The 17,844-nt window shown below is 64.0% G+C and carries 15 protein-coding genes; 11 read left to right on the top strand and 4 right to left on the bottom strand.

What is annotated here, in order from left to right; translation table 11 throughout:
* Positions 1–10 precede the first annotated feature (10 nt).
* The 4 genes from ybgC to tolA are packed head-to-tail and all read left to right on the top strand — an operon-like array spanning position 11 to position 2,581.
* On the top strand, positions 11–430 hold the full coding sequence (gene ybgC / locus DNK89_RS16470) for a tol-pal system-associated acyl-CoA thioesterase (RefSeq protein ID WP_110961308.1): 420 nt from the start codon (positions 11–13) through the stop codon (positions 428–430).
* Positions 427–1,140: a protein TolQ gene (gene tolQ / locus DNK89_RS16465; protein WP_015015035.1), complete on the top strand. Its 714-nt coding sequence runs from the start codon at positions 427–429 to the stop codon at positions 1,138–1,140. Before ybgC ends, tolQ begins: the two co-directional genes overlap by 4 nt.
* Before the next feature lie 15 nt (positions 1,141–1,155).
* A complete protein-coding gene (locus DNK89_RS16460; protein WP_110961000.1) occupies positions 1,156–1,578 on the top strand; it encodes a biopolymer transporter ExbD in 423 nt (140 codons plus the stop codon).
* Positions 1,579–1,609: 31 nt separating this feature from the next.
* Positions 1,610–2,581: a cell envelope integrity protein TolA gene (tolA, locus tag DNK89_RS16455; protein ID WP_110960999.1), complete on the top strand. Its 972-nt coding sequence runs from the start codon at positions 1,610–1,612 to the stop codon at positions 2,579–2,581.
* 273 nt (positions 2,582–2,854) lie between these two features.
* Here the strand turns inward: tolA and DNK89_RS16450 are convergent, their stop codons facing one another.
* The gene (locus DNK89_RS16450; RefSeq protein ID WP_110961307.1) at positions 2,855–4,195 is read right to left on the bottom strand and encodes an MFS transporter; all 1,341 of its coding nucleotides are present in this window, start codon (positions 4,193–4,195) and stop codon (positions 2,855–2,857) included.
* A gap of 261 nt (positions 4,196–4,456) precedes the next feature.
* Between DNK89_RS16450 and cyoA the strand changes: the two genes are divergently transcribed.
* From cyoA to DNK89_RS16415, 7 genes are read left to right on the top strand one after another with little or no spacing between them, the layout of a single operon-like run.
* Positions 4,457–5,515: a ubiquinol oxidase subunit II gene (gene cyoA / locus DNK89_RS16445; RefSeq protein ID WP_060984683.1), complete on the top strand. Its 1,059-nt coding sequence runs from the start codon at positions 4,457–4,459 to the stop codon at positions 5,513–5,515.
* 8 nt (positions 5,516–5,523) lie between these two features.
* The gene (cyoB, locus tag DNK89_RS16440; protein WP_110960998.1) at positions 5,524–7,527 is read left to right on the top strand and encodes a cytochrome o ubiquinol oxidase subunit I; all 2,004 of its coding nucleotides are present in this window, start codon (positions 5,524–5,526) and stop codon (positions 7,525–7,527) included.
* Complete coding sequence (gene cyoC, locus DNK89_RS16435) at positions 7,520–8,155, top strand: cytochrome o ubiquinol oxidase subunit III (protein ID WP_015015041.1); 636 nt, start codon at positions 7,520–7,522, stop codon at positions 8,153–8,155. The genes cyoB and cyoC overlap by 8 nt, the downstream gene beginning before the upstream one ends.
* Positions 8,156–8,587, top strand: a complete 432-nt coding sequence (cyoD, locus tag DNK89_RS16430; RefSeq protein ID WP_110960997.1) for a cytochrome o ubiquinol oxidase subunit IV — start codon at positions 8,156–8,158, stop codon at positions 8,585–8,587.
* Positions 8,587–9,405, top strand: a complete 819-nt coding sequence (locus DNK89_RS16425; RefSeq protein ID WP_110960996.1) for an SURF1 family protein — start codon at positions 8,587–8,589, stop codon at positions 9,403–9,405. The genes cyoD and DNK89_RS16425 overlap by 1 nt, the downstream gene beginning before the upstream one ends.
* On the top strand, positions 9,380–10,711 hold the full coding sequence (locus DNK89_RS16420; RefSeq protein ID WP_110960995.1) for an ATP-binding protein: 1,332 nt from the start codon (positions 9,380–9,382) through the stop codon (positions 10,709–10,711). The genes DNK89_RS16425 and DNK89_RS16420 overlap by 26 nt, the downstream gene beginning before the upstream one ends.
* A gap of 19 nt (positions 10,712–10,730) precedes the next feature.
* Positions 10,731–11,276, top strand: a complete 546-nt coding sequence (locus DNK89_RS16415) for a response regulator transcription factor (RefSeq protein WP_060984687.1) — start codon at positions 10,731–10,733, stop codon at positions 11,274–11,276.
* A 122-nt stretch (positions 11,277–11,398) separates the two neighbouring features.
* Here DNK89_RS16415 and sbmA read toward each other — a convergent pair whose 3' ends face one another.
* From sbmA to acnB, 3 genes are all read right to left on the bottom strand, one after another.
* Positions 11,399–12,394, bottom strand: coding sequence for a peptide antibiotic transporter SbmA (sbmA, locus tag DNK89_RS16410; RefSeq protein WP_110960994.1), 996 nt, complete (start codon positions 12,392–12,394; stop codon positions 11,399–11,401).
* A 150-nt stretch (positions 12,395–12,544) separates the two neighbouring features.
* Positions 12,545–15,100 carry an ankyrin repeat domain-containing protein gene (locus DNK89_RS16405; protein ID WP_110960993.1) on the bottom strand — a complete coding sequence of 852 codons (2,556 nt, stop codon included), beginning with the start codon at positions 15,098–15,100 and terminating at the stop codon, positions 12,545–12,547.
* A gap of 144 nt (positions 15,101–15,244) precedes the next feature.
* The gene (acnB, locus tag DNK89_RS16400) at positions 15,245–17,836 is read right to left on the bottom strand and encodes a bifunctional aconitate hydratase 2/2-methylisocitrate dehydratase (protein ID WP_060984690.1); all 2,592 of its coding nucleotides are present in this window, start codon (positions 17,834–17,836) and stop codon (positions 15,245–15,247) included.
* Positions 17,837–17,844 lie beyond the last annotated feature (8 nt).

The following is a 17,844-nucleotide window of genomic DNA, read 5'->3' as shown; positions in this document are numbered from 1 at the left end:
CGACCCCACGATGGCGTTTGAATTTCCTATCCGGATCTACTGGGAAGACACCGATGCCGGCGGCATCGTGTTCTACGCCAACTACCTCAAGTTCTTTGAGCGCGCGCGCACCGAATGGCTGCGGTCGCTGGGTGTGGGCCAGCAGCGGCTCAGGGAACAAACTGGCGGCATGTTTGTCGTAACCGACGCGCAGCTGCGCTACCACCGCCCCGCGCGGCTGGACGATGAACTGATTGTTACTGCCGCCCTGCAAAGCAGTGGCCGCGCATCGTTGACAATAGTGCAGCAGGCGCTCCTGAAACCAGAGCAGATGACCGACCAGCCCCCGACCTTGTTGACCGAAGGCACCATCCGCATCGGATGGGTGGACGCAGCGACCATGCGCCCCGCCAGAATTCCCAGCACCCTCCTGGAACAACTCACACCATGAATTCCCAAAACATGTCCATCATCTCCCTGGTGCTGCACGCCAGCTGGGTGGTGCAACTCGTGATGCTGCTGCTGCTGGGCGTGTCGGTGGCCAGCTGGGCCGCCATCTTCCGCAAGCTGTTTGCCCTGAAGCGCGTGAAGACACTGAACGAGGACTTCGAGCGCGAGTTCTGGTCGGGCACCAGCCTGAACGACCTGTACGCCGCGGCCGCCCAAAACGCCAAGCAGGCCGGCCCCATGGAACGCATCTTCGCCAGCGGCATGCGCGAATACCAAAAGCTGCGTGAACGCCGCATCACCGACCCCGGTACCTTGCTGGACGGCGCTCGGCGCGCCATGCGCGCGAGCTTCCAGCGCGAGATGGATGTGGTCGAGTCCAGCCTGTCCTTCCTGGCCTCGGTCGGCTCCGTGTCGCCGTATGTGGGCCTGTTCGGCACCGTGTGGGGCATCATGCACGCCTTCACCGGCTTTGCCGGCATGGAGCAAGTGACGCTTGCCACCGTGGCCCCCGGCATTGCCGAGGCGCTGGTCGCTACCGCCATCGGCCTGTTCTCGGCCATCCCGGCCGTAATCGCCTACAACCGCTTTGCGCGCGACATCGACCGCGTAGCCACTCACCAGGAGACCTTCATCGAAGAGTTCTCCAACATCCTGCAGCGCAACCTGGGCGCACAGCCCGCGTCCACAGGCCACACGGCCTCGGGCCACTGATCCGGGAGGCGCCCCATGCCCGCCATGGCATCCCGCGGCCGAGGCCGCCGCACCATCAACGAGATCAACATGGTCCCGTTCATTGACGTCATGCTGGTGCTGCTCATCATCTTCATGGTGACGGCGCCCATGCTTACACCGGGCATGATGGACGTGCCTAGCGTGGGCAAGAGCAACAAGCCACCCAAGGTTTTTGCGACGGTAGTCATCAACAAAGACGGCGCCATGCAATTCAAGACGCCCGAAGCGACCCGCACCCTGAATCAGCGCGAAATTGGCGATGCTGCAAGTCGCTGGCAAAAGGGGCAAAGCGGTGAGAGCGCCGTGGTCATCAGCGCCGACAAGGGCGTGCAGTACGAAACCGTGGTGAAGGCGATGGACGCCCTTCAAAAGGCAGGCGTGCAACGCGTCGGCCTGTCGGTCAAGCAAGGCGGTTGAACCGAACCAGCCCGGCACCGCTCAGACGCCCATGCACGCCCACACCGACCGCGATCAGTTTGCCCCGCCCCGCCCACCGGCGCGCCTGCGCGCCATCACGCTGGCGGTGCTGGTGCACGCAGTGCTGATCGGCGCGCTGACCTGGGGCGTGAACTGGAAGAACACGGCCGACCAGCCCGCCGTAGAGGCTGAGTTGTGGGCCGCTGTGCCCACGCAAGCAGCTCCACGCGCCGTGGAGCCCCCGCCACCTCCTCCCCCCCCTCCCGTGCAGCCGGCCACCCCGCCCGCCCCGCCGCCACCGCCGGTACGGGCCACAGAGCCGCCGGACACGCGCGAGGCAGACATTGCCATCGAGCGCGAGAAGAAGCGCCTGGAACAGGAAAAGAAGGCCCGCGAGCAGCAAGAGCTGCGCGAGAAGCGGGAGCGCGAGCGCAAGGAAGAAGAGCGCCGCGAACGCCTGGAGCAGGAGAAGAAAGAGCGCCAACAGAAGGAACGCGAAAAAGAAAAGGAACAGCGCGAAAAGCAGCTGGCCGAGCAGAAGAAGGCCGAGCAGGAAAAGCAGAAGAAGCTGGCCGAAGACAAGCGCAAGGCTGACGAGGCCGCCAAGCGCAAGGCCGAGGCGGAAGAAAAGCAGCTGGCCAAGATGCGCGAAGACAACATGCGCCGCATGCAGGGCCTGGCCGGTGCCACAGGGGCCGAAAACGCCACCGGCACGGCCCAGCGCAGCGCGGGCCCCTCGGGCAGCTACGGCGGCAAGGTGGCGGCGAAGGTCAAGCCCAACATCGTGTACCCCGACGCGATCTCGGGCAACCCGCGTGCCGAGGTGGAAGTGCGGCTGTCACCCGACGGCACCATTGTGGGCAAGCGCCTGGTGCAGTCCAGCGGCAACAAAGCCTGGGACGACGCGGTGCTGCGGGCCCTGGACAAGACCGAAACATTGCCGCGCGATGTGGATGGGCGGGTACCTCCCTCTCTGACCATTGGCTTCAGGCCCCAGGACTGAGCGGAGCTCCGAGCCCTGAACGGGCTTGCCCTTCCGTAGCGGATCCCCGGCCCTGCCGATGCGCTGCCCAGGCGCACGCGCTACGCGCTCACCGCCTGCGACTGAAACCCCGTAGCAGTTGGCACTGGCACGCTGTGGACTGAGCCGTGACCCGTGAGGCCCCAAAGCAAAGCGCCCGGCAGAACCGGGCGCATTTTTTTGCTTTTTACGCCTGTAGCGCTAGTGGAACATGCTCCGCACGCTATACATTCAATAGCAAACCACCGTTGTGCATCAGCGGTCGCGTCGCTCCATGCGGCGGTTCAGGTTCAGTGCACCCAGCGTGCAGGCCACGCCCGACAGCAGGTACACCGTCACCGCCAGCAAACCGAACTGCGACGACAGATACAGAGCCACCAGCGGTGCAAACGCTGCGCCGATGATCCACGCAAGGTCGGCCGACAGGGCCGCACCGGTGTAGCGGTACTGGGGCGAGAAATTGGCTGTGACGGTGCCCGATGCCTGGCCGTACGACAGGCCCAGCAGCACAAAGCCCAGCAGCAGGAACATGGTGCTGCCCACTTCACCAGTGTTGAGCAACACCGGCGCCATGAAGCTGAATACCCCGATCAACACGGCCATGCCGCCCAGCAGCTTGCGGCGGCCCAGGTGGTCTGACAGCCAGCCGGACACCATGATGGCGCCCGCCGCGAGGAACGCGCCGACGATCTGCACGCCCAGGATCTGGGTCACGGGCTGCTCGGAGTACAGGGTGATCCACGACAGCGGGAACACAGTGACCAGATGGAACAGCGCAAAGCTGGCCAGTGCAGCAAAAGCCCCCAGCAGCACGTTGCTGCCTTCGTCGCGCATGACGCGGCTCACCGGCACCGGCTGCAACTCACGCTCCTTGAGCAGTTCAGAGTACGACTGCCCCACCACCAGGCGCAGACGCGCAAACAGGGCCACCACGTTCACCGCAAAGGCCACAAAAAACGGATAGCGCCAGCCCCAGGCCAGAAACTCCTGCACCGTGAGGCTGCTGTACAGGTAGGCAAACAGGCCAGCAGCCAGCACAAAGCCCAGCGGTGCGCCCAACTGGCCGATCATGGCGTACCAGCCCCGGCGCTCCTTGGGGGCCGACATGGCCAGCAGCGACGGCAGGCCGTCCCACGACCCGCCCAGTGCGAGCCCTTGGCCCACACGCAGGATCAGCAAGGCCACGATGGCGGCGGTGCCCGCATCCTTGTAGCCCGGCAAAAACGCCATGCCCACGGTGCAGACGCCCAGCATGAACAGCGCAATGGTCAGCTTGGTGCCCCGCCCCCAGCGCCGCTGGATGGCCATGGAGATGGCGGTACCCACCGGGCGCACCACGAACGCAACGGCCAGCAGCGCAAAGGCCATCAGCGTACCGTCCAGGCGAGACATAAAGGGAAACAAGAAGGATGGGAAGACAAGAACGCAGGCGATCCCGAAAACGAAGAAGTCGAAATACTCGGACGAGCGTCCGATGATCACGCCCACAGCGATTTCGCTGGGGGTGACGTCCTCATGCGTATCAGCCCGCGAGAGAGAGGCGGCGCTTTCGTGAAAACCGGCCGCAGGGTAAGTGGCAGTGGCGGGGCTGCTCATGAACATGGCTCCTTGACGTTGTGTAGCTAACTCAGACCGTTCCGTTCTACACGCAACTTCTGTGAGCCACAAGTGCGGTTTCACTATGCCGGCTGCAGGAAATGTCCTTCAAAGCCCTCGAATGCACCACATTGGTGCAAAAACAGCCTGCGCGTTTGACCTTGGACAAAATGTCCAATCGACAAAAAAGCTAGCGCTAGTACATTCGCACACATCCCGTTATCCGCGTTTACCCTGAAACGCATTGATCGCGCTCTTCACATGCTCAAACTTCCCCAACTTCGTGGGCCCACCTGGCTGCTCGCCCTGACAGCGCTGGGCAGCCTGGCAGGCTGCAGCAAGGCTGTCGTGCTCAACCCGGCCGGTGACGTCGCTGCCCAGCAGGGCCAGATGGTCATCACAGCCACGCTGCTGATGCTGATCATCATCGTGCCCGTGATCGCGCTCACCCTGCTGTTTGCCTGGAAATACCGCCAGGGCAACACCGAGGCAGAGTACGACCCGGAATGGCACCACTCCACCACGCTGGAGTTGGTGATCTGGACGGTGCCGCTGCTGATCATCATTGCGCTGGGCGCCATCACCTGGATCGGCACCCACAAGCTGGACCCCTACCGGCCTCTCGACCGCATCGACGCGCAGCGCGCCGTGCCCGCCGATGTGAAGCCGCTCGAAGTGCAGGTGGTGGCCATGGACTGGAAATGGCTGTTCTTCTACCCCGAGCAAGGCATCGCCACCGTCAATGAAGTGGCCGCCCCGGTGGACCGCCCCATCCTGTTCAAGCTGACGGCCACGTCCACCATGAACGCGTTTTACGTGCCCGACCTGGCCGGCATGATCTACGCCATGCCCGGCATGCAGACCGAGCTGAACGCGGTGATCAACAAGCCTGGCGTGTTCAAGGGCATGTCGTCGCACTACAGCGGCGCGGGCTTCTCGGGCATGACGTTCAAGTTCCATGGCCTGAGCAATGAAGACTTTGCCCAGTGGGTGCAGAAAGCCAAGACCGAAGGCAAGCCGCTCGACAAGGGCACCTACCTGAACCTCGTCAAGCCCAGCGAGCGCGACCCGGTGCAGCGCTTCGCCTCGGTGGAAGAAGGCCTGTACGACAAGGTGCTCAACCGCTGCGTCGAAGACGGAAAGATGTGCATGCACCACATGATGGCAATTGATGCCCAGGGCGGCGACGCCTATGTGCGCGCCATGGGGCTGAACCTGCCCCAGGACGTCTGCACCGTGCAAAACGCCGCCCAGGTGGTGGCCGCACTCGAATCCCGCAACGCACCGGCCTCCGCATCCGGCGCCAGCATCCGTCAATGAGCTTCCCTATGACCTCCGAAACCCTTTCTCCATCCCACTGGGCGCTGGGCCGCCTGAGCTGGGACGCCGTGCCCATGGCGCACGAGCCCATTGTGTTGTGGACCTTCATTGCCGTGGTCCTGGGCGGCCTCGTCGTCATGGCGGGTATCACCAAATTCCGCCTGTGGGGCCCCCTGTGGCGCGACTGGCTCTGCAGCATTGACCACAAGCGCATCGGCATCATGTACATGATCCTGGGCCTGGTGATGCTGCTGCGCGGCTTTGCCGACGCGGTGATGATGCGCCTGCAGCAGGCCATGGCCTTTGGCGACAACATGGGCTACCTGCCGCCGCACCACTACGACCAGATCTTCACCGCCCACGGCGTGATCATGATCTTCTTCGTGGCGATGCCGCTGGTCACCGGGCTGATGAACTACCTGGTGCCGCTGCAGATCGGCGCGCGCGACGTGTCCTTCCCGTTCCTGAACAACTTCAGCTTCTGGATGACAACGGCCGGCGCCGTGCTGGTGATGGTGTCGTTGTTCCTGGGCGAGTTCTCCACGTCCGGCTGGCTGGCGCTGTCCAACCTGGGGGCGCAGAGCCCCAGCACCGGTCTGGACTACTACATCTGGGCGCTGCAGATTGCCGGGGTGGGTACGACGCTCTCGGGCATCAACCTGATCGTGACCATCATCAAGATGCGCGCGCCGGGCATGAGCCTGATGAAGATGCCCGTATTCACCTGGACGGCCCTGTGTACCAACGCACTGATCGTGGCGTCCTTCCCCGTGCTGACGGCTGCGCTGGTGCTGATGTCGCTGGACCGCTACGTGGGCACCAACTTCTTCACCAACGAGCTGGGCGGCAACCCCATGCTCTACGTGAACCTGATCTGGATCTGGGGCCACCCTGAGGTCTACATCCTGGTGCTGCCGGCCTTCGGCGTGTTCTCCGAAGTGGTCGCCACCTTCAGCAAGAAGCGCCTGTTCGGCTACACCTCCATGGTGTACGCCACCGTGTGTATCACCATCCTGTCGTACCTGGTGTGGCTGCACCACTTCTTCACCATGGGCTCGGGCGCGAGCGTGAACACCTTCTTCGGTATCACGACGATGATCATCTCGATCCCCACGGGCGCGAAGATCTTCAACTGGCTATTCACCATGTACAAGGGCCGCATCCGCTTCGAGCTGCCCATGATGTGGACCGTGGCCTTTATGGTGACGTTTGCCATCGGCGGTATGACCGGCGTGCTGCTGGCCGTACCCCCGGCCGACTTCGTGCTGCACAACAGCCTGTTCCTGATCGCCCACTTCCACAACGTGATCATCGGCGGCGTGGTGTTTGCCATGTTTGCCGGCATCAACTACTGGTTCCCCAAGGCGTTTGGCTACAAGCTGGACCGCACCTGGGGCGTGCGCTCGTTCTGGCTGTGGCTGGTGGGCTTCTGGGTGGCGTTCACGCCGCTGTATGTGCTGGGCCTGATGGGTGTCACCCGCCGTGCCAACCACTTCGAAGACCAGTCGCTGCAGATCTGGTTCGTGATCGCTGCCATCGGCGCGGCCATGATTGCCGCCGGCATTGGGTGCTTCCTGATCCAGCTGGTGGTCAGCTTCCTCAAGCGCGAACAACTGCGCGACTGGACGGGCGACCCCTGGGACGGCCGCACGCTGGAGTGGGCTACCTCGTCGCCCCCGCCCAACTACAACTTCGCCTTCACCCCTGTGGTGCACGAGATTGACGCCTGGTGGGACATGAAGAAGCACGGGTACAAGCGTCCTCTGGCGGGCTTCCAGCCCATCCACATGCCGGCCAACACCGGCGCTGGCGTGGTGATCTCGGGGCTGTCGCTGGTGTTCGGCTTTGCGCTGATCTGGCACATGTGGCTGCTGGCGGCCGTCTCGTTTGCGGCTGTCGTTCTGGCCGCCATCATCCACACGTTCAACTACAAGCGTGACTTCTACATCCCGGCATCCGAAGTGATCTCCACTGAAGAAGCCCGCACACTCCAACTGGCCCGCCATGTCTGATATCCGCATCCACGCTGGCGCCGCAGCAGGCGCCCTGGCTCCGCGCGAGTACCACCTCGCGCACGAGCCCCATCCTGAAAACGGCACGGCCCTGGGTTTCTGGCTGTACCTGATGAGCGACTGCCTCATCTTTGCAGCGCTGTTCGCCACCTACGGCGTGCTCGGCCGCAGCTATGCCGCAGGCCCCACCGGCGCGCAGCTGTTCGACCTGACCCTGGTGGCCATCAACACCGCGTTCCTGCTGCTGTCGTCCATCACCTTCGGTTTTGCCATGCTGCGCAAGCAGCTGGGCGATGTGAAGGGCACACTGCTGTGGCTGGCCGTCACGGGCGTGTTTGGCCTGTGCTTCCTGGGCCTGGAACTGTATGAGTTCTCTCACCTGCTGCACGAGGGCGCAGGCCCACAGCGCAGTGCCTTCCTGTCGGCGTTCTTCACGCTGGTGGGCACCCACGGCCTGCACGTCACCTTCGGCCTGATCTGGCTGGTGGTGCTGATGGTCCAGATTGGCAAGCATGGCCTGATCCCCGAAAACAACCGCCGCCTGATGTGCCTGTCCATGTTCTGGCACTTCCTGGACGTGGTCTGGATCGGCGTTTTCACCTTTGTGTACCTGATGGGGGTGCTGTAAATGAGCGCACAACACACAACACACGCCAACGGTGCACACGATGCACATGGGCATGACGATCACCACCACGACGATGGCCCCCACAGCACCTTTTCGGGCTACATGACGGGGTTTGTGCTGTCCGTCATCCTCACGGCCATTCCCTTCTGGCTGGTGATGGCCAAGGTGATTGCGGACCGCAACACCGCCGTGCTGGTGCTGGGCGGCTTCGCCGTGATCCAGATCCTGGTGCACATGGTGTTCTTCCTGCACATGAACGGCAAGATCGAAGGCGGCTGGACGCTGCTGTCCACCATCTTCACGGTGGTGTTCGTGGCCATCGCCATTGCGGGCACCTTGTGGGTGATGTTCCACATGAACGCCAACATGATGCCGGATCACCCCACGCCCACGCCGCCCACGCACGAGGCGCCCGGACACTCCACGCCCTGATGGACGCAGCCCCCACCACCATGGCAGTGCCGCGCCGGGGCTTGCGCCGCGCAGTCCTGCTGGTGCTGGGCATGGCTTTGTTCCTGGGCTTTGTGTCGCTGGGCACCTGGCAGGTCCAGCGCCGCACCTGGAAGCTGGACCTCATCGAAAGGGTGGACCAACGAGTACACGCCGCACCGGTCGCCTTGCCCCCCGTGGCGCAATGGCCCGGCATCAGTGCGGCACAGTATGAGTACCTGCCAGTGGTCTTTCAGGGCCGCTGGCTGCCGGGCAAGACGGTGCTGACCCAGGCCGTCACCGAGCTGGGCGCGGGGTTCTGGGTGATGACGGCCCTGCAACAGGACGACGGCGCCCAGGTGCTGGTGAACCGGGGCTTTGTGCCCCAGGAGCAACGTGCCCAATGGCTGGAGGCCCCGCCCAACGCCGATGGCCCGGCCACCGTCCAGGGGCTGTTGCGGATGACCGAGCCCGGTGGCGGCTTTCTACGCACCAACGATCCGGCACAGCAGCGCTGGTACTCGCGTGATGTGGCCGCCATCAGCAGCGCGTTGGGTCTGCCCCGGGCGGCTCCGTTTTTTGTGGATGCCGGGCTACCCGGTACCGCAGCGGCTCCTTCAGCCGTCTCTGGCTGGCCCCGCGCTGGCCTGACCGTCATCCGGTTTCACAACAGCCACCTGGTGTACGCCCTGACCTGGTATGGTCTTGCGCTCATGGTTGTCGTTGCCGGCTGGTATGTGGCACGCTATGAGCGCCGCATGGGCGCACGGGCCGCCAGCCGCCTCCCGACCCACGATGAACACCCACCCACCACGCCCTGACCCTGCGCTGGCCACTGCGCCGCGCAACGCACGCTCCGCTGACGCAGCCGCCGGTATCAAAAACCTGCAGCAACTGATTGAGCTGCGCTGGATTGCGGTGGTGGGCCAGGTGTTCACCATCGAGATGGCGCACTACAGCCTGGGCTTGAAGCTGCCGCTGCAGGAGATGCTGCTCGTCGTCGGCTGCCTGGCAGTCTTCAACGTGGTGAGCCTGCTGCGTCTGCGCACGGGCCGCGCGGTGCGCAACGTGGAGCTGTTTCTGGCACTGCTGATTGATGTGGCGGTGCTCACGGTGCAGCTGTACCTGAGTGGCGGCACCAGCAACCCCTTCGTTTTTCTGTACCTGCTGCAGATCACGCTGGGCGCCGTGCTGCTGCGGGGTGCCTACATCTGGTCTATCGTGATCATCACCGTGCTGTGCTTTGCGGCACTGGCAGACCACCACCTGCCGCTGGCCCTGCCGCAGGACCTGCACCAGGGCCTGTCGAGCCTGTATGTGCTCGGGCTGCTGGTGTGCTTTGTGCTCAACGCCACGCTGGTGATGGTGTTCATCACCCGCATCCACCGCAACCTGCGCGAGCGCGATGCCCGCCTGGCGGCCGCACGCCGGCGCCGTGTGGAAGAAGAGCACATCGTGCGCATGGGCCTGCTGGCGTCGGGGGCAGCACACGAGCTGGGTACGCCCCTGTCCACCCTGGCGGTGATCCTGGGCGACTGGCAGCACGACAAGCGGCTGACCAGCAATGCCGCACTCAAGGAAGACATTGCCGAGATGCAGACGCAGGTTCAGCGGTGCAAGAGCATCGTGAGCGGCATCCTGCTGTCGGCGGGTGAAACGCGCGGCGAGGCGTCGGTGCAGACCACCGTGCGCACGTTTGTGGATGCGTTGGCAGACGAATGGCGCAGCACCCGCACGATCCCCCAGTTTGACTACGACAACGACTTCGGCACCGACACACCCATGGTGTCGGACACCACCCTCAAGCAAATGGTTTTCAATGTGCTGGACAATGCACGAGATGCCTCTCCAGGCTGGGTGAGATTGGCGGTGACGCGCAATGCAGACGCCTTGTGCATGACCGTGACCGATGCCGGCCCCGGCTTTGCGCCCGACATGCTGTCCAAGCTGGGCACGCCGTACCAGTCCTCCAAGAACCGCCCTGGCGGAGGGTTGGGGCTGTATCTGGTGCTGAATGTCGCCCGCACCCTGGGTGGCAGCGTGGAGGCGCGCAACCGGCCCGAAGGCGGCGCACAGGTGACCATCGAATTGCCCCTGGCCTCGATTGCGCTGCCCCAGAAGGTATGAATGAACGAAAGAACCCACTGTGGACACTGAAGAAGCGCAACGACAGCTGCTGATCGTCGAAGACGACGAAGCCTTTGCGCGCACGCTGGCCCGCTCGTTTGAACGGCGCGGCTACAGCGTGTTGCAGGCAGCCAGCCTGGCCGACGTGGAGGTGTTGCTGGAACAGTACCAACCCGGCTATGCGGTGGTGGACCTCAAGCTCAAGGGTGAGGCCTCCGGTCTCGCCTGCGTGCAGACGTTGCATGCTGCTGACGAAGAGATGCTGATCGTGGTGCTGACGGGTTTTGCGAGCATTGCCACCGCTGTGGAAGCCGTGAAACTGGGCGCCTGCCACTATCTCGCCAAACCCTCCAACACCGACGACATCGAAGCGGCATTTGGCCTCAGGGAAGGCAATGCCGAGGTGGAACTGACCAACCGCTCCAGTTCCATCAAGACCCTGGAATGGGAACGCATCAACGAGGTGTTGGCAGAAACAGGCTTCAACCTGTCGGAGGCCGCGCGGCGCCTGGGGATGCACCGCCGCACCCTCACGCGCAAGCTCGAAAAGAAACAGGTGCGCTAGCGCAAGCGGCCTTGGGGGTCGCCCTCTCCTGCGTCGGTACTCGGCCATCCAGGTGGGGCACAGTCTGTGCGTCCACCATGACCATGCCCCCCCGCAGGTTTCTGAACCGTACTCAGGCAGCCTCAGGCGCTGGCAGCCTCAGGTTCTGCCTTGAGCATCTGCTGCTCGAAAGCGCGCAAGCGCTTGTAGATCGAGATCTGCTCCACCACCGTGCTCCAGTTCAGCACCAGGAACTGGAACGACTCCAGCACCTTGTCAAAGGCCCGGGCAATCTGCTGCATCACTCCCAGGGTGATCACCCCCGCGATCAGCGTGGGGCCCAACGCCACCAGGGGCACCAGCACACTCACCTGCAGGTAGGACCACTTCACCACATCGAAGTACAGGTAATGGAAAAACAGCCGGAAGTAGTTGCGGCGTACGCCTGCGAACAGCTCGGCCGCCGTGGGCGGAGAAGCCCGGCTCGGGTCATCCTCGCCCAGTACCAGCTCCTTGCGGTACGCCGCCTCGACCCGCTGATTGTGAAACTCCAGCCCTGGCAGCTTCACGCCCACGCAGGCGAGCAGCAGCGTGCCCCCCAAGGACCAGGCCAGTGCCACCCAGACCAGGGAATGCGGAACGGCACCGATGAGGGGCAGCGCAGTGACTTTGTCGGACAGCGTCCAGAGCACCGGCAAAAAGGCGCCTAACGTCATGAGGCTGCGCATGAAGCTCAGGCCCAGGTCCTCCATGGTGCGGGCGAAACGCATGGTGTCCTCCTGCACACGCTGTGCCGCGCCCTCGATGTGCCGCAGGCGTGGCCAGGCCGCCATGTAGTGCTCATTCATCGCCTGACGCCAGCGGAAGATGTAGTGTTTGCTGAAAAAATCCACCAGCACTGCCGTCGTCACATAGATCATGGCGATGCGTGCAAAGGTCGACAGCTGCCCCCAGAACTGCTCTGCGGTAATGCTGCCGGGCTTGCCCAGAGCCTCTTGGATCAGGTCATAAAAGCTGCCGAACCAGTCGTTGATCTGCACGTCCAGCTGCACACGGTAAGCGGTGGCCAGAAGAATGACGACAGAACCGAGGAGTGACCAGGCCCACCAGCGGCGGGCGAAAAAGAAGGACTTGAACATCGTGGTGCCGTGTTGGAATGGTTCTGCGAATTCTGAGTGCCACACGCAATGATCGTTCCGCGGCAAACAACGCCGCCGATCATCTGTCTAAAGTGCAGACACCGGCCAATCAGCCTTCGCACCGAGCACAGACCCGGCGCCAGCCTCTGGCTAGCGCGGCCGGGCCCTTTCCTCCAGCCAATCTTGAGCCGCCTGCTGCCCACCCCAGCGCGCCCAATCCAACGCGCTCTTTCCGTGCGGGTCTTTCTGCGAAAGATCCACCCCCTGCTCATCCAGCCAACGCAGCACGGCCACCTTTCCTTTGGCCGCAGCCAGCATGGCGGGGGTCTCGCCCCGGCTGGCGGGGGCGGGTTCGGTCAGCGATTGCCCTTGCTCTTTGAGCCAATCCAGGCACGGCACACAGCCGCTTTGCGCGGCCATGTGCACGGGCCCCCAGTCCCAGCGGTTGCGGGCTTGCAGGCTGGCACCTGCCTGCACCAGGCGTTGCGCCACCACCAGATGGCCGCCATAAAAAGCCCGCAGCAGGGCCGTGTCACCACGCTCACTGTCTTTGGCCGTCTGCCGCAAATCGGGCTGGGCCCCAGCCTGTAACAGCGCCTCCACATGCGCCAGCTGCCCCCGGTGGGCGGCCAGCATCAGCACGGAGGAGCCGGAGTCCGCCAGCAGGTTGGGGTTGGCGCCATCGCGCAGGGCCTGCGCCAATGCGCTGGCATCGCCCGCATTCTGGGCGTCCATGAGGCGGGCATCTGCAGGCGCCCAAATGCGCGATGAGGCCACTGCCGCAGGGGCTTGCAGCACCGCGCTGCGACCTGCCCACCACACCGCACGCCCGCCATGGGCCCACCATACGAGCAAGCCAAAAGCCAAAAGCCATGCCCAGCCACCCCAGGCTGCACGTGAATGGGCCGCCACCTGGGGCCGCTGCGCCCCTGGCGTGAAGCGCCCTCGCCGATCCAGCCACGCACGTGCCACCGCCTGGCCCACGGCCTGCGCGGCAGCCGTTCCGCTCAGCCCTGGCGTCAGCATTTGCGAATGCCCTGACACATCCTTGCCCAGCACCGCGTGGTAAGCCTGGGTCCCCGCCGTGAACTGCAGCTTGTGCACCAGCGACTGGCTGGATTCGCCTGGCAACGTTGCCACGCGAGACCAAACCCACGAGCCGCGACGCACGACCAGGCCATCATCTTGCACCCTTAGCGTCCACCGCCGGGTGGCGGCATGCAAGGCCCAGGCGGGCAGCACCAACAAAGCCAACCAACCCCAAAAGCCGCTCGGCAGCACCAGGGCGCCGGGCTGGATGCGGTCGTTCACCCACCACTCCAACGCCAGCAAAGCCACGGCCACCGCCGCGGACCAGCGCCAAGCAGTCTGCTCGAACGCGAGGGACCAGGCGTCTGGCGTTTCGCTCAAACGCACGCCAGGGGGAAAAAAGCCTGGAGATTCAGCGGACTTCACCGTACCCAGCGAATCCAACGGCTGAGAAGCGGCATCGCGCCCCAACGCGGGTGCTTCGATGGGGACTTCCTGCTCCCACTGTGCCCGCCGGTCAACGCGGTCTGGTACCGAAGCGGCCTCCGCACAGGACGGGGTGACAGCCTGGACCGCCAGGTCGTACGCGAGCTCCAGCGCACCATCGGCACGCACCAGTTCCAGCCGCCAGTCCACCCGGTCGCCACCGCGCCGCGCACCGTGGGTGGGGGCGTCATCAGGCAGGTCAAAACGAGCTACCAAGCGCATGCCGCCCTCGCCCGTCGGCTGGCGCCGCGCCGTGGCCTTCAGCACCTCCACCTGGCGCTCGGGCGAGCCGGAGCTGGATTCGTCCACACGGTATTGCGCCACTTGCAGGCGCAGGTTTTCAGCCGCAGCTTGCTGCACAGCCCGCGCAGGCAGCACCAGCGTGATTTCGACCGACCTCCCCGCCGTGGGCCGCGAAGGCAGGGCCGTCATACCAACCCCCTGGTAGCACCAGGCCTTGCGGCTGTTTTGCCAGGCGGCAGCGACCAAGCCCACGCCGATCACCACAAAGACGCCCATGAAGCCCTTGGCCCACCAGGGCCCTTTGCCGTCCGACCAGAACAAGGCGGCCATGGGGAAAGCGATGCCACACCAGAACACCGCGAAGAACCACAACGCCCCCTGCCCCTTGGCCAGGGAATGGGTTGGCTCCAGGTCTGGTACATCGTCCTGGGGGCGCCTCAAGATGCGCAGAAACAACCATGCAGCAGTCACCCCGACGCCGGTGAACACCAGGGCAAACGGCAGCCGAAAAATCTGCAGCCGCCAGCGGATGCTGCGGTCCAGCAGAGCCTGGGCTGGGGCCTGGGGGTTGACCCAGGCGGTGATGGATTCGCCCCGCTCCTGCGCTTGGCGCAGGGTGCGGTGCCATTGCGCCTGCCAGTCGCCCACGTTGTCGGCACTGGAGTTCGGGTCCAGCCCCACGCGCTGCGCTTCGTACGTTTGGCCCGCCACGGTGTAGCGGTACCGGGCCAGCACCTGGTAGGTGGTGCCGCCCTCGCTGCCCGCGTGCTGCTTCAGTTGCACATCCAGCACCTGGGCCGGTACAGGCTTCCATGAGCGCACCGTCCAGGCTGCCAGCGCCGTTTCAGCCAAGGGCCGCAAACCTGCCCAATACCCGCCGGCACCGAACACCACTGCAAAGATGGCGCAGAAAACCAGCAAAACCCCCCGTCCCATTGTGTTGCCCATGGCTCCCTCCTTTTGTTGTTGTTATGGATGTCTTGTTATGGACTCCAGCATAGTGACGAATGGATGACGTTTGTGTGACACCCAAGGTGGGCCAAAAAAAAGCGGCCCCTGAGGGCCGCTTCTGTTGCGCAAAGAACGCGAGGATCAGGCGGTGACGCCCTTGGCGGTTTCTGCGTACTCTTCGATCTGGTCGAAGTTCAGGTACTTGTAGATCGACGCGCCATCCTTGTTCACGATGCCCATGGCTTCGTGGTATTCGGCCACCGTGGGGATCTTGCCCAGCTTGGACGCAATGGCGGCCAGCTCGGCGGAGGCCAGGAACACGTTGGTGTTCTTACCCAGGCGGTTGGGGAAGTTGCGGGTGGAGGTGGACACCACCGTGGCGCCTTCGCGCACCTGTGCCTGGTTGCCCATGCACAGCGAGCAGCCGGGCATTTCAGTGCGAGCACCGGCGGCACCAAAGTTGGCGTAGTGGCCTTCCTTGATCAGTTCGCTTTCGTCCATCTTGGTGGGCGGTGCCACCCACAGCTTGACAGGGATGTCACGGCTACCGCCGAGCAGCTTGGCGGCTGCGCGGAAGTGGCCGATGTTGGTCATGCAAGAGCCGATGAAGGCTTCATCGATCTTGGTGCCGGCCACTTCCGACAGGGTCTTGGCATCGTCTGGATCGTTGGGGCAGCACAGGATGGGTTCCTTGATGTCGGCCAGATCGATCTCGATGACGGCGGCGTATTCCGCATCCTTGTCGGCTTCGAGCAGGTTGGGGTTGGCCAGCCAGGCCTCGACCTTCTCGATACGGCGCTGCAGCGTGCGGGCGTCTGCGTAGCCGTCGGCGATCATGTTCTTCATCAGCACCACGTTGCTGGTCAGGTATTCCTTGACCGGCTCGGGGTTGAGCTTGATGGTGCAACCGGCAGCGGAGCGCTCTGCAGAAGCGTCCGACAGCTCAAACGCTTGCTCGACCTTCAGATTGGGCAGGCCTTCAATTTCCAGAATGCGGCCCGAGAAGATGTTCTTCTTGCCCGCCTTGGCCACCGTCAGCAGACCCGCCTTGATCGCGTACAGCGGAATCGCATGCACCAGGTCGCGCAGCGTCACGCCCGGCTGCATTTCGCCCTTGAAACGCACCAGCACCGACTCGGGCATATCCAGAGGCATCACGCCCGTAGCAGCGCCGAAAGCCACCAGGCCAGAGCCTGCGGGGAAAGAAATACCAATGGGGAAACGCGTGTGCGAGTCGCCGCCTGTACCCACGGTGTCAGGCAGCAGCAGGCGGTTGAGCCAGCTGTGGATCACGCCGTCGCCAGGACGCAGAGCCACTCCACCACGGTTGCTGATGAACGCAGGCAGTTCGCGGTGGGTCTTCACGTCCACGGGCTTGGGGTAGGCCGCCGTGTGGCAGAACGACTGCATGACCAGATCGGCCGAGAAGCCCAGGCAGGCCAGGTCTTTCAGCTCGTCGCGGGTCATCGGACCGGTGGTGTCTTGCGAGCCCACGGTGGTCATCTTGGGTTCGCAGTAGGTACCGGGGCGCACGCCCTGGCCTTCTGGCAGACCCACGGCGCGACCCACCATCTTCTGAGCGAGGGTGAAGCCAGCCTTCGAAGCGGCAGGTGCCTGGGGCAGGCGGAACAGCGTGGAGGCTGGCAGGCCCAGAAACTCGCGGGCCTTGGCCGTCAGCGAACGGCCGATGATGAGGTTGATACGGCCGCCCGCACGCACTTCGTCAAACAGCACATCGCTCTTGAGCTTGAACTCGGCCACGGTAGCACCGTTCTTCACGATCTTGCCGTCGTAGGGCAGGATGTCGACCACGTCGCCCATTTCGAGCTTGGACACATCGACTTCGATCGGCAGCGAGCCCGAGTCTTCTTGCGTGTTGAAGAAGATGGGAGCGATCTTGCCGCCCAGGGTCACACCGCCAAAACGCTTGTTCGGCACGAACGGGATGTCCTGGCCAGTGGCCCAGATCACGCTGTTGGTGGCCGACTTGCGGCTGGAGCCGGTGCCCACCACGTCGCCCACGTAGGCCACGAGGTTGCCCTTCTTCTTGAGGTCTTCGATGAATTGCATCGGACCGCGCTTGCCGTCTTCCTCGGGCTTGAACGCCGCATCGGGGCGGGTGTTCTTCAGCATGGCGAGGTAGTGCAGCGGAATGTCGGGGCGGCTCCAGGCATCCGGCGCGGGCGACAGGTCGTCGGTGTTGGTCTCGCCAGGCACCTTGAACACGGTGACCGTGATCTTCTTTTCGACTTCAGGACGGGTGGTGAACCACTCGGCATCGGCCCAGCTCTTGATGACTTCCTGCGCCTTGGCGTTGCCGGCCTTGGCCTTGGCGGCGACGTCATTGAAGAAGTCGAACATCAACAGGGTCTTCTTCAGGCCTTCTGCGGCCACGCCGGCCACTTCGGCATCGTCGAGCAATTCGATCAGCGGGTGCACGTTGTAGCCGCCCACCATGGTGCCCAGCAGTTCCGTGGCCTTGGCCTTGGAGATCAGGCCCACCTTGATGTCGCCATGCGCCACGGCCGCCAGAAAGCTGGCCTTGACCTTGGCAGCGTCGTCCACGCCCGGTGGCACGCGATGGGTCAGCAGGTCCAGCAGGAAGGCCTCTTCACCGGCGGGTGGGTTCTTGATCAGTTCGATCAGTTCAGCCACCTGCTTGGCGTCCAGGGGCAGGGGCGGGATACCCAGTGCAGCGCGTTCGGCAGCATGGTCTCGGTAGGCTTTCAACATTGTTTTCT

Source organism: Acidovorax sp. ST3, assembly GCF_003231145.1.
In the GTDB taxonomy this organism is placed as follows: domain Bacteria; phylum Pseudomonadota; class Gammaproteobacteria; order Burkholderiales; family Burkholderiaceae_C; genus Acidovorax.
Note: the sequence above shows the minus strand (reverse complement) of the source record. Positions and strands in the feature narration are given on the sequence as shown.

What these genes read in the sequence shown, in the direction of transcription:
- ybgC (WP_110961308.1), top strand. Translation starts at nt 11, where the DNA reads ATGGCGTTTGAATTTCCTATCCGGATCTACTGGGAAGACACCGATGCC.
- tolQ (WP_015015035.1), top strand. Translation starts at nt 427, where the DNA reads ATGAATTCCCAAAACATGTCCATCATCTCCCTGGTGCTGCACGCCAGC.
- DNK89_RS16460 (WP_110961000.1), top strand. Translation starts at nt 1,156, where the DNA reads ATGCCCGCCATGGCATCCCGCGGCCGAGGCCGCCGCACCATCAACGAG.
- tolA (WP_110960999.1), top strand. Translation starts at nt 1,610, where the DNA reads ATGCACGCCCACACCGACCGCGATCAGTTTGCCCCGCCCCGCCCACCG.
- DNK89_RS16450 (WP_110961307.1), bottom strand. Translation starts at nt 4,195, where the DNA reads ATGAGCAGCCCCGCCACTGCCACTTACCCTGCGGCCGGTTTTCACGAA.
- cyoA (WP_060984683.1), top strand. Translation starts at nt 4,457, where the DNA reads ATGCTCAAACTTCCCCAACTTCGTGGGCCCACCTGGCTGCTCGCCCTG.
- cyoB (WP_110960998.1), top strand. Translation starts at nt 5,524, where the DNA reads ATGACCTCCGAAACCCTTTCTCCATCCCACTGGGCGCTGGGCCGCCTG.
- cyoC (WP_015015041.1), top strand. Translation starts at nt 7,520, where the DNA reads ATGTCTGATATCCGCATCCACGCTGGCGCCGCAGCAGGCGCCCTGGCT.
- cyoD (WP_110960997.1), top strand. Translation starts at nt 8,156, where the DNA reads ATGAGCGCACAACACACAACACACGCCAACGGTGCACACGATGCACAT.
- DNK89_RS16425 (WP_110960996.1), top strand. Translation starts at nt 8,587, where the DNA reads ATGGACGCAGCCCCCACCACCATGGCAGTGCCGCGCCGGGGCTTGCGC.
- DNK89_RS16420 (WP_110960995.1), top strand. Translation starts at nt 9,380, where the DNA reads ATGAACACCCACCCACCACGCCCTGACCCTGCGCTGGCCACTGCGCCG.
- sbmA (WP_110960994.1), bottom strand. Translation starts at nt 12,394, where the DNA reads ATGTTCAAGTCCTTCTTTTTCGCCCGCCGCTGGTGGGCCTGGTCACTC.
- DNK89_RS16405 (WP_110960993.1), bottom strand. Translation starts at nt 15,100, where the DNA reads ATGGGCAACACAATGGGACGGGGGGTTTTGCTGGTTTTCTGCGCCATC.
- acnB (WP_060984690.1), bottom strand. Translation starts at nt 17,836, where the DNA reads ATGTTGAAAGCCTACCGAGACCATGCTGCCGAACGCGCTGCACTGGGT.